The organism is Polynucleobacter sp. UB-Raua-W9 (assembly GCF_018687435.1).
Classification (GTDB): domain Bacteria; phylum Pseudomonadota; class Gammaproteobacteria; order Burkholderiales; family Burkholderiaceae; genus Polynucleobacter.
The window spans coordinates 231,642-247,758 of the sequence record NZ_CP061290.1; the positions used below are offsets into that span (position 1 = coordinate 231,642).

Annotated in this window: 18 protein-coding genes; 15 read left to right on the forward strand and 3 right to left on the reverse strand. The window is 44.8% G+C overall.

Annotated features, from left to right (window positions below; genetic code table 11):
* Positions 1-14: 14 nt before the first annotated feature.
* Genes lptE through hemL form a run of 7 tightly spaced genes read left to right on the forward strand, consistent with a single transcriptional unit; the run spans position 15 to position 6,432 of the window.
* A complete protein-coding gene (gene lptE / locus AOC07_RS01225; RefSeq protein ID WP_215357815.1) occupies positions 15-545 on the forward strand; it encodes an LPS assembly lipoprotein LptE in 531 nt (176 codons plus the stop codon).
* 19 nt (positions 546-564) lie between these two features.
* Positions 565-1,626 carry a DNA polymerase III subunit delta gene (gene holA / locus AOC07_RS01230; RefSeq protein WP_215293594.1) on the forward strand — a complete coding sequence of 354 codons (1,062 nt, stop codon included), beginning with the start codon at positions 565-567 and terminating at the stop codon, positions 1,624-1,626.
* 20 nt (positions 1,627-1,646) lie between these two features.
* Positions 1,647-2,924 carry a glutamate-5-semialdehyde dehydrogenase gene (locus AOC07_RS01235; protein WP_215357816.1) on the forward strand — a complete coding sequence of 426 codons (1,278 nt, stop codon included), beginning with the start codon at positions 1,647-1,649 and terminating at the stop codon, positions 2,922-2,924.
* A 4-nt stretch (positions 2,925-2,928) separates the two neighbouring features.
* Positions 2,929-3,354, forward strand: coding sequence for a CopD family protein (locus tag AOC07_RS01240; protein ID WP_215293596.1), 426 nt, complete (start codon positions 2,929-2,931; stop codon positions 3,352-3,354).
* Positions 3,355-3,408: 54 nt separating this feature from the next.
* Positions 3,409-4,872, forward strand: coding sequence for a class I SAM-dependent RNA methyltransferase (locus AOC07_RS01245; protein WP_215357817.1), 1,464 nt, complete (start codon positions 3,409-3,411; stop codon positions 4,870-4,872).
* Positions 4,873-4,932: 60 nt separating this feature from the next.
* Positions 4,933-5,103 carry a rubredoxin gene (locus AOC07_RS01250; protein WP_215293598.1) on the forward strand — a complete coding sequence of 57 codons (171 nt, stop codon included), beginning with the start codon at positions 4,933-4,935 and terminating at the stop codon, positions 5,101-5,103.
* A gap of 27 nt (positions 5,104-5,130) precedes the next feature.
* The gene (gene hemL, locus AOC07_RS01255) at positions 5,131-6,432 is read left to right on the forward strand and encodes a glutamate-1-semialdehyde 2,1-aminomutase (RefSeq protein ID WP_215357819.1); all 1,302 of its coding nucleotides are present in this window, start codon (positions 5,131-5,133) and stop codon (positions 6,430-6,432) included.
* A gap of 12 nt (positions 6,433-6,444) precedes the next feature.
* Here the strand turns inward: hemL and AOC07_RS01260 are convergent, their stop codons facing one another.
* Together AOC07_RS01260 and AOC07_RS01265 are read right to left on the reverse strand one after the other, a co-directional pair.
* On the reverse strand, positions 6,445-7,284 hold the full coding sequence (locus AOC07_RS01260) for a symmetrical bis(5'-nucleosyl)-tetraphosphatase (RefSeq protein WP_215357820.1): 840 nt from the start codon (positions 7,282-7,284) through the stop codon (positions 6,445-6,447).
* Positions 7,285-7,317: 33 nt separating this feature from the next.
* Positions 7,318-8,793, reverse strand: coding sequence for a deoxyribodipyrimidine photo-lyase (locus AOC07_RS01265; RefSeq protein ID WP_215357821.1), 1,476 nt, complete (start codon positions 8,791-8,793; stop codon positions 7,318-7,320).
* A gap of 75 nt (positions 8,794-8,868) precedes the next feature.
* Between AOC07_RS01265 and AOC07_RS01270 the strand changes: the two genes are divergently transcribed.
* The 8 genes from AOC07_RS01270 to AOC07_RS01305 all read left to right on the forward strand — a co-directional run bounded on the left by AOC07_RS01270 (position 8,869) and on the right by AOC07_RS01305 (position 15,238).
* A complete protein-coding gene (locus AOC07_RS01270) occupies positions 8,869-9,669 on the forward strand; it encodes a YdcF family protein (protein ID WP_215357822.1) in 801 nt (266 codons plus the stop codon).
* A 127-nt stretch (positions 9,670-9,796) separates the two neighbouring features.
* A complete protein-coding gene (locus tag AOC07_RS01275) occupies positions 9,797-10,336 on the forward strand; it encodes a YqgE/AlgH family protein (RefSeq protein ID WP_251369707.1) in 540 nt (179 codons plus the stop codon).
* Complete coding sequence (gene ruvX, locus AOC07_RS01280) at positions 10,329-10,739, forward strand: Holliday junction resolvase RuvX (RefSeq protein ID WP_215357823.1); 411 nt, start codon at positions 10,329-10,331, stop codon at positions 10,737-10,739. Before AOC07_RS01275 ends, ruvX begins: the two co-directional genes overlap by 8 nt.
* 16 nt (positions 10,740-10,755) lie before the next feature.
* Positions 10,756-11,256 carry a bifunctional pyr operon transcriptional regulator/uracil phosphoribosyltransferase PyrR gene (gene pyrR / locus AOC07_RS01285; RefSeq protein WP_215293605.1) on the forward strand — a complete coding sequence of 167 codons (501 nt, stop codon included), beginning with the start codon at positions 10,756-10,758 and terminating at the stop codon, positions 11,254-11,256.
* On the forward strand, positions 11,256-12,212 hold the full coding sequence (locus AOC07_RS01290; protein ID WP_251371684.1) for an aspartate carbamoyltransferase catalytic subunit: 957 nt from the start codon (positions 11,256-11,258) through the stop codon (positions 12,210-12,212). Before pyrR ends, AOC07_RS01290 begins: the two co-directional genes overlap by 1 nt.
* Positions 12,213-12,250: 38 nt before the next feature.
* Complete coding sequence (locus AOC07_RS01295) at positions 12,251-13,579, forward strand: hypothetical protein (RefSeq protein ID WP_215357824.1); 1,329 nt, start codon at positions 12,251-12,253, stop codon at positions 13,577-13,579.
* Positions 13,580-13,590: 11 nt separating this feature from the next.
* Positions 13,591-14,493: a DUF6492 family protein gene (locus AOC07_RS01300; protein WP_251371685.1), complete on the forward strand. Its 903-nt coding sequence runs from the start codon at positions 13,591-13,593 to the stop codon at positions 14,491-14,493.
* Between the two features lie 13 nt (positions 14,494-14,506).
* Positions 14,507-15,238, forward strand: coding sequence for a glycosyltransferase family 25 protein (locus AOC07_RS01305; protein WP_215357828.1), 732 nt, complete (start codon positions 14,507-14,509; stop codon positions 15,236-15,238).
* 4 nt (positions 15,239-15,242) lie between these two features.
* Here AOC07_RS01305 and AOC07_RS01310 read toward each other — a convergent pair whose 3' ends face one another.
* Positions 15,243-16,109: a glycosyltransferase family A protein gene (locus tag AOC07_RS01310; protein ID WP_256437848.1), complete on the reverse strand. Its 867-nt coding sequence runs from the start codon at positions 16,107-16,109 to the stop codon at positions 15,243-15,245.
* Between the last annotated feature and the right edge of the window lie 8 nt (positions 16,110-16,117).

Genomic DNA, 16,117 nt, shown 5'->3' on the forward strand with positions numbered 1-16,117 from the left:
AGGAAGCTGGACATATGAGCGCAAATCACATTCGACGGACCTTGTTGGGTTTAATTGCCACTGCGCCCATCGGCGGCTTAATCGCTTGTGGTTATCGCATGCGTGGCATGGTTGATTTGCCTTTCAAAGCGATTGCGATTACAGGCAGCCCATCACCCCCATTGCGTAATGATTTGCAGGCTGCCATTTTGACTGGTACCGATGTTAAGGTGGCCATCAATCCTAAGGATGCCGATTTAATTTTAGATATCAGCAACGAAATCAATGGTCGAGAAATTTTGGCTTATAGCTCAACGGGTCAAGTTTCTGCTTATCGCTTAACCATTCGCGTAACGTTTAGAGCATATGACTTAGCTGGAGCAGAGATCATTCCCGATAGTGAAATTTACATCACAAGGGATATGGATTTCTCGAATAGTACTGTTTTAGCAACCGATAGTCAGCAGATGCAATTCTTAACATTAATGCGTAAAGACTTGGCTGTGCAAATTTTGCGTCGCATTGCTGCTGCTGCTGCAAAAAATCCTCAAGCAAGATCTTTCTAGGGGCGGATAGAGAACTTGCATGGTTAAAGTTGATGTCTTGCAGGCACATCTCAAATCGCTGAGCTCTGGTGTTGCCATGCTGCCGCTTTATGTTTTTAGTGGTGATGAGCCTCTTTTAATGATGGAAGCGATGGATCAACTGCGATCAACTGCGAAGAAGTTAGGTTTTACCGATCGTGAAGTCATGGTGCAAGAGCGCGGCTTTGATTGGAGTGCTTTGATGAATGCAGGTCAAACCATGTCTTTGTTTGGTGATAAGCGCTGGGTCGAGCTACGCATACCAACTGGAAAGCCCGGTCGTGATGGGGCTGATGCCTTAAAGCAATTTGCTACACAAATAGCCTCTCAGCAAGATGGCGCAAATGGGCCTGATACAGTTGTTTGTATTGTGCTACCAAGATTGGATGGAAAGACCAAGACATCCGCTTGGTTTAGCGCTTTAGATGATGTTGGTATGGCTATTCAGGTGGACACCTTGGACCGTGGTCTTTTGCCACAATGGATTGCTGGCCGGCTTAAAAAGCAAGGTCAAGAAGTCGAGGCTGGGCCTGAGGGTCAGCGCGCTTTGGAATTTATTGCTGATCAGGTGGAGGGTAATTTAATTGCCGCCCATCAAGAAATATTGAAATTGGGTTTGCTATACCCTGAGGGTAAGGTAAGTGAAGAGCAAATTCGTTCTTCAATCCTGAAGGTAGCGCGCTATAACGTTTTTGAACTAACTGAGGCCATGCTTGCTGGTGATTTACCTAGGCTAAATCGCATGTTAGATGGTTTAAAAGGCGAGGGTGAGCCTTTGGTATTAATTTTGTGGAGCGTAACCGAAGAGCTTCGGCTACTATCTAAATTAAAGGCTGCAAGCGATGCTGGTGAATCTGTTCAACAGCTCATGCGGGTCAATCGGATTTGGGGTAATAAAGAGCGTTTATACCCAGCTGCTATTAGAAGGGTCCAACCCATCAAGCTACGCAAAGCAATGCAGCTTGCTGCAGGTTTGGACCGGCAGTCTAAAGGATTGCATGCGGTAGAGCTGCCGGCAGATCCATGGGATGGTTTACGTTTAGTTGGAAATTTATTGCGGTAATGGTTTAGAAAGTTAGGAAGATGAGTTCAAGTATTCAAGAGATGATGCAAGACATTGGTAAGCGGGCCCGTGGCGCATCGCGTGCAATGGCTCGGGCATCTGCTGAGCAAAAGAATCAAGCGCTCTTGCATATTGCTAAGCTTGTACGTCAAAAAGTAGATGAAATTCAGAAAGTCAATTTACAAGATGTTGAGCGCGCAAAAGGGAATGGCCAAGATGCTGCTTTTATAGACCGCTTAACAATGACTCCAAAGACAATCGAAACAATGGCCCTAGGTCTTGAGCAAATCGTTTCCTTGGATGACCCGATTGGAAAAATTTCCTCCTTTCAAAAGCAGGCATCTGGTATTGAAATTGCTCAAATGCGTGTTCCACTGGGCGTCATTGGAATCATTTACGAGTCACGCCCTAATGTCACGATTGATGCGGCAGCACTTTGTCTGAAATCAGGCAATGCTGTGATTTTGCGGGGTGGTTCAGAGGCAATCGATTCCAATACTTTGTTGGCTCAAATTATTCAAAAAGGATTGGCTGCAGCAAATCTTCCTGAGGATGCTGTGCAGGTTGTCACTACAACAGACCGTAGCGCTGTTGGCGAAATGATTACGATGACTCAATATATTGATGTGATCGTGCCACGGGGCGGCAAGAGCTTGATTGCTCGCCTGATGGCCGAAGCACGTGTGCCAATGATTAAGCATTTGGATGGTATCTGCCATACCTATATTGATGCGGATGCAGATATCGCGATGGCGGTAAAGGTTTGCGATAACGCTAAAACGCAGCGTTATGCGCCATGCAATGCGATGGAGACCCTATTGGTAAATAAAGGGGTTGCGCAAAAAGTACTGCCTACGCTTTGTAAGATTTATCAAGACAAAGGTGTGGAGTTGCGGGTTGATAGCTTGACTCGCAATACGCTTGAGGCAAATGGCTTTAAAGGTTTAGTGGATGCGACAGAAGAGGATTGGCATACAGAATATTTAGCCCCCATTCTTTCCATTAAGACTGTGGCTGACATTGATGAAGCTATGAATCATATTGAGCGTTATGGGAGCAAGCATACCGATGCGATTATTACTAATAATGAGGCCCAGGCGGATCGTTTCTTGCGCGAAGTAGATAGTGCAAGCGTGATGGTAAATGCCAGTACACGCTTTGCAGATGGCTTCGAATATGGCTTAGGCGCAGAGATTGGCATTTCTAATGACAAACTACATGCCCGAGGTCCGGTTGGTCTAGATGGCTTAACCTCGCTGAAATATATCGTCATGGGTCATGGCGAGATTCGCGCTTAAAAATATGACGAACTCTTACCTTTGGGTTAAAACTTTCCATATTGTTTTTATTACTTCCTGGTTTGCGGGGCTGTTTTATCTTCCCCGAATTTTTGTGAACTTAGCTGAAGAAAAAAATTCAGATTCCTATACCCGCCTGCTAGGGATGGCCGATCGCCTCTTCCGATTTATGACTATCTTGGCAGTACCGGCTATCTTGCTGGGCCTAATACTTTGGCTTTACTTTGGTATTGGTGCGGGTGATATCTGGATGCACGCCAAGTTATTTTTTGTTCTCTTAGTGATTGGCTACCACCACGCCTGTTATAGCTTATTAAAAAAGTTTCGTGCGGGTGCGAATACTAAGTCTGGTGTTTGGTATCGCTGGTTTAATGAAGTACCAGTCATTCTGCTGGTTGTCATTGTTGCTCTGGTTCTTTTTAAGCCTTGAGTTCAGTCCAGTATCAGCGCCCCATTTTTTCACTCTTTTTAGACTGTTAGCCCCATGAGATTTTTTGTTGTTTGTCCAGGCGGTTTAGAAGCACCGCTTGCTCAGGAGCTTGCAGAGATTGCGCAGCGCCCTGATTCCAAGGCCCTGGGGGCTTGGGTGATCGATCCAATTCCAACTAGCCCAACTGGTGGCATTGGTCTTGCCGCACCGATTTCTGCGGCGATGGCTTTGAATTTACATTCCAGAATTGCTAGTCGCGTGTTGTTACAGATGGCGCAAGCGCCTTATCGGCAAGAAGAAGATCTCTATAAGTTAGCAAGTGGCTTAGCTTGGGAAGATTGGTTTACCTCTAAACAAACATTGCGCGTTGATGTGACTGCGCATCGATCTCCATTAAAAAGTTTGAACTTTGCAACCCTCAAGATTAAAGATGCCATCGTAGATCGCTTGCGTGACGTCACGGGCGATCGCCCCAGTATTGATACTGCGTTTCCGGATGTACGAGTGCAGGCGCATTTAACTGCAACCCAAATTACGATTTACTTGGATACCTCTGGTGAGGCTCTTTTCAAGCGAGGTTGGCGTGATGAAAAAGGCGATGCTCCTTTGAAAGAGAATTTAGCTGCAGGGATTTTGTCAATTACTGGCTGGAAACCTGGACAGTCGTTGTTTGACCCGATGTGTGGTAGCGGAACCTTTTTGATCGAGGCCGCTCAGATAACGCTGTCTATTCCGCCTGGGGCAATTCGGGCAGGGATATATGGTGACGATGCGAAGCCTAGCAGATTGGCCTATCGTTCCTTAGTTAGCTCTGCGGAAGGCTTTGGCTTTCAGAGACTCAAGCCATTTAATGAGGCAGCAGAGCAAAAGCGTTGGGGTACTTTAAAAGAAGCCGTCCTTACACAAATGCTAGAAAAGCGTAAGCAATATCCGAATGCGGATTCATTAAAAATCAGTGGTGGTGATATTAATGAAAAATTAGTCTCTATGTATAAAGGCAATTGGCAGAGAGCGCAGTTACCTGATCAACCGCTTGTGCGCCAAGTCGATGCTCTCGCTAGCAAGCCCCCAGTGAATTCGAAAGACGGTGTGATGTTATTAAATCCACCGTATGGCGAGCGTCTTGCCATTAAGGGCGGTAGAGGCGGAGTCGCGCAGGACCACGACTCCCGAGGTGAGGGTAATACTGAGTATGATGTTGAGCCAGAAAATCGCTTTGAGATGAATTTAGAAACTGGTCGTCAGAGCGCCAAACGCTCCAGCCGTGAGTCTTTGAAGAAACTGCAAGCTCAGGACGAGCAAGATCCCAAGTTTGTGGAGTTTTTGCGCCAATTTGGTCAGCACTTAAAAGATGCTTTTGGTGGCTGGAATGTCTTTGTATTGACTGCTGATATGGCCTTGCCAGGACAGCTTCGCATTAAGGAATCAAAGCGTACCCCATTATTTAATGGTCCTTTGGAGTGCCGTTTATTTAAGTTTGAGATGCATGCCAAGCGCTCCTCTTCAAGTGAAGGCTAAGCACTTAAAATAAAGTTATCACTGATTCAATACCAAAGAAATAAAGCGGAGAGTAAGCAAATGGAATTTAAAACGTATATGTGTCTGATCTGTGGTTGGGTCTACGATGAAGCGGTAGGTTTGCCTGACGAAGGTATTGCTCCAGGCACCCTCTGGAAAGACGTGCCAATGAATTGGACCTGTCCAGAATGTGGTGCTCGTAAAGAAGACTTTGAAATGATGGCAATTTAGTTGGGAAAGCACGACGAGGAATTGACTGTGGCAAAAGTAGATCGGAACGAGGCTTTATTCGAGCGCGCACAAAAAACTATTCCCGGTGGCGTGAATTCTCCTGTGCGGGCGTTTCGTCAGGTAGGTGGTACACCTCGTTTTGTTACTAAAGCCAAAGGGCCTTACTTTTGGGATGCGGAAAATAAGCGTTATATCGATTTGATTATGTCTTGGGGTCCCATGATTGTGGGTCATGCAAACCCAGAAGTAGTTGAGGCGGTACAAAAAGCGGCAGAAACCAGTTTTAGCTACGGCGCGCCAACTGAGGGCGAGATCGAGCTGGCTGAACGTATCTGTGGATTGATGCCTAGCATTGAGCAAGTACGTATGGTATCCAGTGGCACCGAAGCGACGATGAGCGCTTTACGACTTGCGCGTGGCTATACCGGTCGTGACTTAATTATTAAGTTTGAGGGTTGCTATCACGGTCATGCAGACAGCCTTTTGGTGAAGGCTGGCTCTGGTTTATTGACCTTTGCGGACTCCACTCACAATGCACCCTCTTCTGGCGGGGTTCCTCAGGATTTAGTGAAACACACTCTAGTGCTGCCATATAACGATGTGGCTGCAATTGAAGAGGTTTTCAAAAAACAAGGTAATCAGATTGCGGCTGTCATTCTAGAGCCAATTGCAGGCAATATGAATTTGATTCAGCCCTCAAAAGAATTTTTATCAGCAATTCGTAATCTCACCAGCAAGCATGGCAGCGTTCTGATTTACGATGAAGTGATGACGGGATTTAGGGTTGCTTTAGGTGGTGCTCAATCCCTGCAAGGCATTACCCCAGACCTCACTTGCTTAGGTAAAGTCATGGGCGGTGGTATGCCGATGGCAGCCTTTGGTGGAAAAAAAGAAATCATGTCGAAGCTTGCTCCTTTAGGTAATGTCTACCAAGCGGGCACGCTGTCTGGTAATCCGGTGGCAGTAGCGGCAGGCCTCAAGACTTTGGAGATTATTGCTCGAGAAGGTTTTTATGAATGCCTTACTCTTCAAACTGAAAAGTTGATGGCTGGCTTAAAGCAAGCAGCTGATAAAGCAAGTATTCCGTTTGCAGTCGATAGCGTTGGGGGCATGTTTGGTTTTTACTTTGCTAGCCAGGTCCCTACGTCTTATGAAGCAGTTACAAAGTCTGATATTGAAGCGTTCAAGAAATTCTTTCATCTCATGCTAGATGAGGGAGTTTATCTTGCGCCATCAGCTTATGAGGCTGGATTTACTTCGATTGCGCATGACAATGAAGTAGTCAATGCCATTATTACTGCCGCTGAGAGTGCATTTAGAAAGCTCTAGGAAATGTAGTAATTACATTTTGAGTGGATGATCGTAGCCGTCTACTTGGATGATCTCAAGACTTTTTGAATCCTTGTTGGAGTTGGCAATTTCCAGTGCGGTCAATTTGCCACCCCATACACAGCCAGTGTCTAGGCCAATGACATTATTACGTCTTAGCAGACCCAGTGTGGACCAGTGGCCAAAGTAAATAAGAGTGTTGGCAGTTTTACGTTTGGGTGCCTTAAACCAGGGGATATAACCCTTAGGGCCATTTCCCAAACCCTCTTTACTTTCGAATTCCATTTGTCCGCTGGGTGTGCAAAAGCGCATACGAGTAAGTGCATTAGTGATAACGCGTAAACGCTCATAACCTTTTAATGAGTTACTCCATTTATTGGGGGTATTGCCATACATATTTGCTAGAAATTGTTTATAGGATTTGCCGCGCAAAGCCCTCTCAACCTCTTGAGCGCATTCAAGTGTTTGCTGTAAGTCCCATTGTGGAAGTACTCCAGCGTGAACTGTAAGTACCCTGCCATTACTAAGCGCCATAGGCCTATTGCGTACCCAGTCAATCAGTTCTTTGCGATCTGGGGCCTTTAGGATGGTGTCAACGGTATCTAAACCCTTAGTCTTGCGCACACCAGCATCAATAGCGAGTAGATGAAGATCATGGTTTCCTAAAATGCACTCTGCACGACCTGATTCTTGCAGAGATTTAAGTTGTCGCAGTGCCGCAAGGGAGTTTGGACCGCGATTCACTAAATCCCCCAAAAAAATCATATTTGATTTTTTAGGAAGCTTCTTTACTAGGGCTTTCAGTGAGGGCGCACATCCTTGAATGTCGCCGACAGCATAGATTTTGCTCATACACTATCTTAGCGGAAAAGCAAGCTTTAGACCTTACTGACTCACTTTCTTGACTACGCTATAGCGCAGCAAAGTTTTTTTGCGTGCCTCATCGTGATCAACCACAGGAAGGGGGTAGTCTCTGCCCAGCACTAAGCCGGCAGCCTCGAGTTCAATATGCCCAGCTTGCCAAGGAGCGTGAATCGATTTCTTAGAGAGTTTTTCGAGTTGCGGTAAATAGCGCTTAATAAATTTGCCCTCAGAATCAAATTTCTCTGATTGAGTAATGGGATTAAAGATCCGGAAATAGGGCTGGGCATCGCAGCCTGATGAAGACGCCCACTGCCAGCCGCCATTATTAGAAGAGAGTTCAAAGTCATTGAGATGTTCAGCAAAGTAGGCCTCACCCCAGCGCCAGTCAATGCCAAGATCTTTGGTCAGAAAGCTGGCTACTACCATGCGTAAGCGATTGTGCATGTAACCGCTCTGATTGAGTTGGTGCATCGCTGCATCGACTAGTGGGTAGCCTGTCTTGCCTTCGCACCAAGCTGTAAAGAGTTTTTTGGCATGAGCACCGCTCTCCCAAGCGATGTTGTTGTAGTCTGGTTTGAAAGAGTCGCCTTCAGCTAGCCTCGGATGATTGGCCAAAATCATGAAATAAAAGTCACGCCAAATAAGCTCGCTTAACCAAATCGTCGCACCCATACTGCCAGCAAGCATACGCCTATGGGCTTCGCGCACCAGGCCTCTAATGGAGAGCATACCAAAGCGTAAATGCGTTGATAAATAACTGACGCCTTTAATGGCAGGGAAGTCTCTGCCGATTTGGTATTGATCAATGCGGGAAAGAAAGTCTTCCAGAAATACTTGACCACCTTCAGAGCCCGGTGGTAAATAGGCTTCAATGCCAGTAGCGCAAAATCCCATAGATTCTAAGGGGGGGAATGGGGTGTCTAGATTTTTGGGGATAGCGGCAAATTGACTTGGCTTAGGTTTACATTCATGTGCGGCCAAATCTTTTTCTTGCAGCGTTTTGAGCCAATTATTTTTATAAGGCGTGAAGATGGAAAAGACCGTATTCGAGTTGGTAAGAATTTCTTTCTTCTCAAAAATCACTTGATCTTTAAAGTCTTCAAACTGAATACTAAGTTTTTCTAATGCAGTCTTAACAGCATTATCTCTAGCGATAGCAGATGGCTCATAGTCATGATTGGCAAACACGCTATCAACCCCAAGCTCTTTGGCAATCTGAGGGATGCATTCAATCGGCTTGCCAAATCGAACAATCAGGCCCCCGCCTAAAGCGCGCAACTCCTCATCTATTTGCTTTAGACCTTGCCAAATAAAATCAACACGGCGCTCGTGTTTTAAACCTTGGGCATTTAGCTCACCTTGGATGAGGGGCTTCAGAATGCCTTCATCAAAAATAAAGCTTAACCAAACCTGCTTAGCCTCCTTAAGGGCGTGGGATAGGGCAGCATTGTCATAAAGACGAAGATCGCGACGGAGCCAAACCAGAGCTTTTTGCATAGCCCCTATATTAGGGCTAATTTAGGGGGAGTGCAGGAGACATGACTTCTGGGGAGGTTAATATCTATAACAATAATGGATACGATCTTTTTTATTCTCTCGAAGGTAGTGCAATTTTGCATTGAACCCCTGAATTGGGTGATGATTTTCATTGTGCTGGGATTGCTCTTTTTGAGCTTGAGAAAACCCCATCTTTCTAAACGATTTTTAGTTTTTGCCCTTCTAGATTTGTTAATCGTTGGGTGGTTGCCTGCATCTGAGGTTTTTCTGAGGGTCCTTGAGGATTCGGTTCCAAAAATAGAAATTGGAAAATTGTCCAAAGAGAACTTTGGCGGGATCATTATTTTGGGTAGCGCAATTGAGGGCGGGGAAATTGCAATAGACCGCGGTGAGATCTCTATCTACTCATCCGCTGAGCGAGTGACGAAGGCCTTCGAGTTTATTAGGAAGTATCCTGATTTACCGTTCATCTTTAGTGGGTTTTCTGGGCGAATTGCTCCAAAAGGGGTATCTGAAGCAGACGCATTTAAACAGCTCATTCAAGAACAGGGTTTAGCAGATAGGGCTGGGTACTATGAAAATCAGTCGCGCAATACCTATGAGAATGTAGTCTTTATAAAGCCCATGATCGCAGAGATTGAAAAAGGTAAACCTGAAAAACCATGGCTTTTAATTACCTCAGCAAGTCATATGTATCGATCGGTGAAGATTTTCCAAAAGCAGAGCATGGAAGTCATCCCTTTGCCGGTGGATTACCAAACCGCCAATCGCCTTCAGTGGACTGCATTTGATTTGGTTGAAGGGGCTCAAAACTGGAATAGACTGGTTCACGAAATAATTGGACTTTTTGCTTATTGGGTTACGGGAAAAATCTAGATATTCTGTAAAATAGGCTTATATGACTTCGGCTAAAAAAGCGCCTCCTGCTTCAGAACCAGCGTCTGTGCCAGAGGCTTCAATTTCTTTTTCGGCCAATCATTTAGCAAATCAATTTCTAGTGGCCATGCCTGGCATGGTCGATCCAAACTTTGCAGGGTCTGTTATCTACCTCTTTGAGCATACCGATAGAGGTGCAATGGGCTTGGTTGTCAATCGTCCAACCGAATTAGATCTAGGAACCCTGTTTGACAGGATTGAACTTAAATTAGAAATTTCACCTTTGTTAGAGCAGCCAGTGTATTTTGGTGGTCCAGTGCAGGTGGAGCGAGGGTTTGTTTTGCATGAACCCATTCCCAGTCCATCCTATAGCTCCTCGTTAATTATTCCTGGCGGCTTAACCATGACGACCTCTAAAGATGTTTTGGAAGCTGTAGCTATTGGTAACGGTCCCCGCAAGTTTCTGATGACTTTAGGTTATGCCGGCTGGAGTGCTGGCCAGCTTGAGGAAGAGATTACATTAAATGGTTGGATGAACGTACCTCTTTCACGCCAGCAAATGGTTGATATTATTTTTGATACCCCTTCGAGTCAGCGTTATGAAAAGGCAATGAGTCACTTGGGTTTTGATCCTGCGCATTTGTCCGGGGAGGCAGGGCATGCGTGATCCAATCAAGAAGCCGATGACAATACTGGCTTTTGATTATGGAACGCGTCGGGTTGGTGTGGCAGTAGGCAATACAGAGACGAGGGCAAGTCAGGCGTTAAAGACTATTGCTGCTGCGAATGCAGACGGGTTGTTTTGGGAGGTAGAAAACCTTCTAAAAGAGTGGCAGCCAGATCAAATAGTAGTGGGGCTCCCAACCCACCCAGACGGCGCTGACCATGAAATGACAGCTAAAGCAAAGCGTTTTGGCAATCAACTGCACGGGCGCTTCAATTTGCCAGTGAGTTGGGTAGATGAGCGCTATACATCTGCAGTTTTGGAAACTGATCTTCAGATGCGCGACAATCTAGATGCACATTCTGCTGCACTCATTTTGGATCAATATTTTGCAGAATATAAATAAGCACCGGAACTAAAGAATGAACGCTGAATTCATATATCAAAAATTACTCGAAAACTTGCGTAGCAGGTTGGGGCGTGGTCCTGTTGAGCTTGCCGGTCTAGCTATGGGGGGTGCATGGATTGCCGAGCGTTTAGCGCAAGATTTAGATCTGCCTCACTTCGGTGTAATTAATGTAGCCTTTCACCGAGATGATTATGCAGAAAAGGGTATGACAGCTTTGAGGACGTCGAGCACTATGCCTACTCGGCTACCTTTTGAGGTGAATGGCGCAAATATTATCTTGATTGATGATGTTCTGCTCACTGGCAGAACTGTACGGGCGGCCCTCAATGAGTTATTTGATTTTGGCCGCCCTGCACAAGTGGAGTTAATGGTCTTGGCTGATCGAGGTAAGCGTGAATTACCAATCTCCGCAAATTTTATAGGTGAAATGATTGAAGTGCCCGATCAAAAAATCTTAGTTTTGGAAAAAGATGCGGCTGGCAAGTTCAGCTTTCTGCTTGAGGAGCGCGAATAGTGAACTTAGTGAATCAATTTAATTCGGATGGTGAATTAACCCATCTTCTGACCCTAGAGGGTCTACCCAAAGAGCAAATTCTGCATATTTTGGATACTGCCAAACAGTTTGTCAGCGTTACCGATCCAGCGAGAGAGGTGAGGAAGGTTCCTTTATTGCGCGGCAAGAGTGTATTCAATCTCTTTTTTGAAAATTCAACCCGCACCCGAACTACTTTTGAGATTGCTGCAAAGCGCTTGTCTGCTGATGTTATTAATTTAGATATCTCGACCTCTTCAACCACTAAGGGTGAGAGTCTTTTAGATACGATTGATAACTTGGTAGCGATGCAGGCAGATATCTTTGTAGTGCGACACAGCGTTTCTAAGGCGCCAATTGAAATTGCAAACCATGTGCCGCCGCATGTGCACGTTGTCAACGCGGGCGATGGCGGCAATCAGCATCCAACCCAAGGCTTATTAGATATGTATACGATGCGTCACTTTAAGCAGAACTTTAAAGGCTTGAAGGTTGCTATAGTTGGTGACATCGTTCATAGCCGTGTTGCTAAATCCAATATTCATGCATTAACTACGCTTGGTTGCGAGGATATCCGTGCGATTGGTCCGGAGAGTCTATTGCCAAGCGATATAGATATGCTGGGAGTCAAGGTCTTTCATAGTATGGAAGAAGGGCTTAAGGATGTAGATGTCGTGATGACTCTGCGTATTCAGAAAGAACGCATGGAAGCTGGCCAGGTTCCGGAGGGTGATGCATTTTTTAAACAATACGGCTTAAATCCTGGGCGCCTAGCCTTAGCAAAATCAGACGCCATCGTGATGCATCCTGGACCAATGAATCGTGGTGTTGAAATTGATACTGTTGTGGCGGATGGCCCTCAATCCGTCATCTTAAATCAGGTGACTTTTGGCATTGCTGTACGCATGGCTGTGATGTCAATTGTTGCGGCTAATTAAGTTAGCGCGTGACAAATAATACGGTGGATCTGAGTGCTATGCCTGCGAAAAAATCTTGGTTGATTTTGTCGCATGGTTTTAATATGGATGGCCGGGCTGCCAGCCAGACCATTACTGACAAAATCCCCTATCTTTTAGATGCAGGGATTCGGCCGATTGTTTTTAGTGCGATTACCGGCATCAAGGATCAACGCTTTCCTCATCATCAGTATTTGGCTTGGGGTCCTGCAGCATTTCGATTTGATTTCCGTCACTGGATTGCCAATCAATATGGTCGCGGTTTCATTTATAAGTTGTTGACTAGAACAGTTTCAGTATTACTGGCTCCCTTTATTGGACTCGAAAAACTCTGCTTAGGCTTTTCGAGTCAATGGTCTTGGGCCATGCCTGCATTTATGCATGGTCTGCGCCTAGTCAAGTCAGGCAAAGTGGATTTAGTTTTTAGTACTGGGGGTGCTTGGTCTGCCCACTTGGCTGGTCTTTGGTTAAAGAAGGTGACTGGTGCAACTTGGATTGCTGAGATTCATGATCCCCTGGTGATCCGCAAAGACCCCAATGATCAAGGCTTTGAGAGGCCTAAAAATCGCGATGCGCGGTTTAGGCATTACTTAGAAAGTCAATTAGCAAAATATGCAGATCATATTTGGTGGTTTACTGATGGCGCACTGCATTATGCAAAAGTACGTAACGCCAACTTAAATACGCCAAATAATGCTCACGGATTTATGGTGTTGCCGGGCGCTGAGCCACCAGGTGGACTATCTGCTGCAAAAACACATACTTACTCAGATAAGTTAAATCTTTGCCATTTTGGTTCTTTGGCTAATGATCGTTCTCTATCTACTATTTTGAATGCCTTAGTTCCTTTGACTCAAAAGTATCCAGAGGCAAGAGATTTGATCCGAGTACATGCTTACGGCGCCCCCTTAGACTCCTTAACTGTTGCCGCTATTCAGAGTTTAGGTTTGGACGATGTGTTGTTGGCTCATGGGCGACTTGAAAAAGATCTAGTCACGGGTAAGTCTGGACGTGAGCGCGTAGTGGAGAAGATGCAAGGGGCAGATGTATTGATATTGCTTCATGGGAATGATGAGTGGTGTGCTGAATATATTCCCTCCAAGTTTTACGAATATCTATGGACTGGCCGCCCAATTTGGGGGGTTACACATCGCAATCCACAGCTCGATCAGATGCTGCAAGAGCGCGGCGCTTACCTTAGCTTAGAGGGCGATAAGGCTGGAATTGCTATGGCCTTGGAGAGAATTTGGTTAGACTGGCAGCAACGCAGGCTGATTGAGCCAAAATGGTTGCCCATGGGGGTTGATCAAGCTGTTCAGCAAATTCTTAGAGAAATTCATTGGAATTAATGGGAAGTCAATTGAAAGATCTTGTTCTTTACTGTAAGTCCTACCACAGGGATTTCCTGCGGCTAAAGCGTTTATTAGAATCAATTCAGAAATATAACGTTAATCAAATTCCGTTTTATATTTCCACTCCTGAAGATCAATTTGAAGAATTAAAGAATATTCTTGGCTCAAGCGAAGGATATCTGTGGGTTTCTGATGAGTCAATCGTTGCAGCCAATCCAAGGACAACGCCGGGAATAGAAAAAACGAGATCTGGCTCATTAGCACAGCAGGCAATCAAGTCTGAATTCTGGCGATTAGGTATTTCAGAAAATTATGTTTGCCTCGATTCTGATTGCATCTTTCTGAAGGAGTTTAGTCATACGGACTTTATTGCTTCGGACGGCAATCCTTATACTGTTATTTACCAAAATAAAGAATTTTTTCAGCTAGCAATTGACCGAAAAAATCCTAAGGTTGAAGAAAACCTGCGTCTTGAGGGTGATCGAGTTAAGGCTTTATTTGATAGAGAAGGGCCTAATTATTATTGCCCCTGCCCACCCTTTATTTGGTCCGCTAAAGTTTGGCGTTCATTGGATGAGCAATTTCTGATTCCTCGGGGGTTGACCTTCTGGGACCTTTCGGCTCCAGAGCATCCTGAGACACTCTTGTATTTAGAGGCGCTATTAAAGTTTCAGGCCATACCCCTGCATCCAGTTGAGCAGTTATTCCGGATTTATTACTACGATTGGCAGTTTTATTTGCTCCGAAGATTGGGGGAGTCTGTGAATAAGCTTAGCAAAAATTATCTAGGGGTGATTTATCAATCGAACTGGGATTTAGATTTGGATCTTGGAGCCCCTCAGAAATCATTTATTTCAAGAACAAATAGAAGATTTAAAAGATTTCTTCGCTACTTGCAAAGCTACCTTTAGGCTAATTGAATTTATGACAGCTAGAGCGTTGCCTTTCCAAGTCCTGGTCATTTCCTTGCAGAGATCGCTTGATCGCAGGGCTAAGGCTGAAAGTGAGTTGCATACAGTTTTGCTGCCATGGTCTTTTTTAGATGCGGTTGATGGCTCTGCGCTAAAAAATTCCCCCGATGAATATAAACCCTTAAAAGTGAAGTGCCTCCAAGGATACGAGCTAACGCCCAATGAAATTGGTTGCTATCTTTCGCATAAGGAAGCGTGGAAGCGCTGCGTTGAGAAAAATATTCCCACATTAATCTTTGAGGATGACTTTGTTTTAGCTCCAGAATTTGAACAAACTATTTTGTCTCTAATAAATAGACCGAACGATTGGAATTTTGTCCGCTTGCAAGGGCTTTATGAGGTTCCTTATCAGGAGCTCTCATTAATTGATGGCGTTCATTTAGTAAAAAATATTGGTGATGCGGTTGGGGCAACAGCATATCTATTAAAGCCTGAGATAGCCCGCACTTTAATTAATGAATCATCTGATATTTATGAACCAGTGGATCATTTTTTAGAGCATCAAAAAAAGCATGGCATGGAATTTTTGGCTGTACGTCCTTATCCAGTTGATATCACTCGCGCTAAGTCGACGATTGATGATAGGCAGGAGCGAGCCCCGGTAAAGGGTATTAGAAAACGGTTTCGCTCTGTTGCTAGAGCCCTAGATCGAGCGTTTAGTAAACGCCCTTGGTTTCCTAAATAGATCTTTATGAGTTAATCCCTTGGTCAACACTGCTGTCATTTCTCCAGCAGCTCAGAGGCGTGATATTGCTCAGAGCTACTGGGAATAGAGCATTCATTCTTAATTGAAAATCCCTATCTGAAAAGTGGACTAGTCTTTGTGATTTATCGGGGTAGTAGCCGCCAATACATTTCCACGCAGATTTGTAAAAGCTACTACCAGAGTGAGTCATATTGATATCGTTGTATTTGCGGTAGCTTAGAGTCTGACCGGGATTTCGTAAATCAATGTCAATACTTTCGGCCGGACAAATCGACTCGATCAGCTTGGCGGTGTGTTTTAGTTCATTTGCTCCAAAATGTAAGGAATGTCCACCAAGTAGTGCTGCATCAGGATACTTTTTGAGGATCTTATAGGTAACCTCAATGCTGTCATGCATGAGATAGTCGTCGTCATTGAGAATCATGATGATTTCAGCATTTGAGTACTCAATACCTTTGTTTAGGCTGGCTGCTTGACCTAAGTTTGATTCATTTTGCAGGAGAATGAATTCACACGTCGTTGCAGGTTGATATTTTGAAATCAGACCCTGCAGAATTTCAAGGGTGTTGTCTGGTGATCGGTCGACCACAAAGATGACCTGATTTGGAGCTATGGTTTGCTGGCGAATGCTCTCAAACATTTCTTGCAAGAACGGAGCATGGCCATAGCAGGGAATAACGATTGCTATAGAAGGATTGCCTCTTGATAAAAATTTTGGCTTTTCTATCCCATTCTTACTTTTAATAAAAGATCTAACCCTTCTTTGTGAAATCTCTGGCCTAAACCGCTCCCTTAGACCTATTCTGAACTTGCGATGGAGATTTTTTAATATTTGGTATGGGGATGGCATATTCTAGT

What these genes read in the sequence shown, in the direction of transcription:
- AOC07_RS01295 (WP_215357824.1), top strand. Translation starts at nt 12,251, where the DNA reads ATGCCTGCGAAAAAATCTTGGTTGATTTTGTCGCATGGTTTTAATATG.
- holA (WP_215293594.1), top strand. Translation starts at nt 565, where the DNA reads ATGGTTAAAGTTGATGTCTTGCAGGCACATCTCAAATCGCTGAGCTCT.
- AOC07_RS01245 (WP_215357817.1), top strand. Translation starts at nt 3,409, where the DNA reads ATGAGATTTTTTGTTGTTTGTCCAGGCGGTTTAGAAGCACCGCTTGCT.
- AOC07_RS01310 (WP_256437848.1), bottom strand. Translation starts at nt 16,109, where the DNA reads ATGCCATCCCCATACCAAATATTAAAAAATCTCCATCGCAAGTTCAGA.
- lptE (WP_215357815.1), top strand. Translation starts at nt 15, where the DNA reads ATGAGCGCAAATCACATTCGACGGACCTTGTTGGGTTTAATTGCCACT.
- AOC07_RS01240 (WP_215293596.1), top strand. Translation starts at nt 2,929, where the DNA reads ATGACGAACTCTTACCTTTGGGTTAAAACTTTCCATATTGTTTTTATT.
- AOC07_RS01275 (WP_251369707.1), top strand. Translation starts at nt 9,797, where the DNA reads ATGCCTGGCATGGTCGATCCAAACTTTGCAGGGTCTGTTATCTACCTC.
- ruvX (WP_215357823.1), top strand. Translation starts at nt 10,329, where the DNA reads ATGCGTGATCCAATCAAGAAGCCGATGACAATACTGGCTTTTGATTAT.
- AOC07_RS01235 (WP_215357816.1), top strand. Translation starts at nt 1,647, where the DNA reads ATGAGTTCAAGTATTCAAGAGATGATGCAAGACATTGGTAAGCGGGCC.
- AOC07_RS01305 (WP_215357828.1), top strand. Translation starts at nt 14,507, where the DNA reads ATGACAGCTAGAGCGTTGCCTTTCCAAGTCCTGGTCATTTCCTTGCAG.
- AOC07_RS01265 (WP_215357821.1), bottom strand. Translation starts at nt 8,793, where the DNA reads ATGCAAAAAGCTCTGGTTTGGCTCCGTCGCGATCTTCGTCTTTATGAC.
- AOC07_RS01260 (WP_215357820.1), bottom strand. Translation starts at nt 7,284, where the DNA reads ATGAGCAAAATCTATGCTGTCGGCGACATTCAAGGATGTGCGCCCTCA.
- AOC07_RS01250 (WP_215293598.1), top strand. Translation starts at nt 4,933, where the DNA reads ATGGAATTTAAAACGTATATGTGTCTGATCTGTGGTTGGGTCTACGAT.
- pyrR (WP_215293605.1), top strand. Translation starts at nt 10,756, where the DNA reads ATGAACGCTGAATTCATATATCAAAAATTACTCGAAAACTTGCGTAGC.
- AOC07_RS01270 (WP_215357822.1), top strand. Translation starts at nt 8,869, where the DNA reads ATGGATACGATCTTTTTTATTCTCTCGAAGGTAGTGCAATTTTGCATT.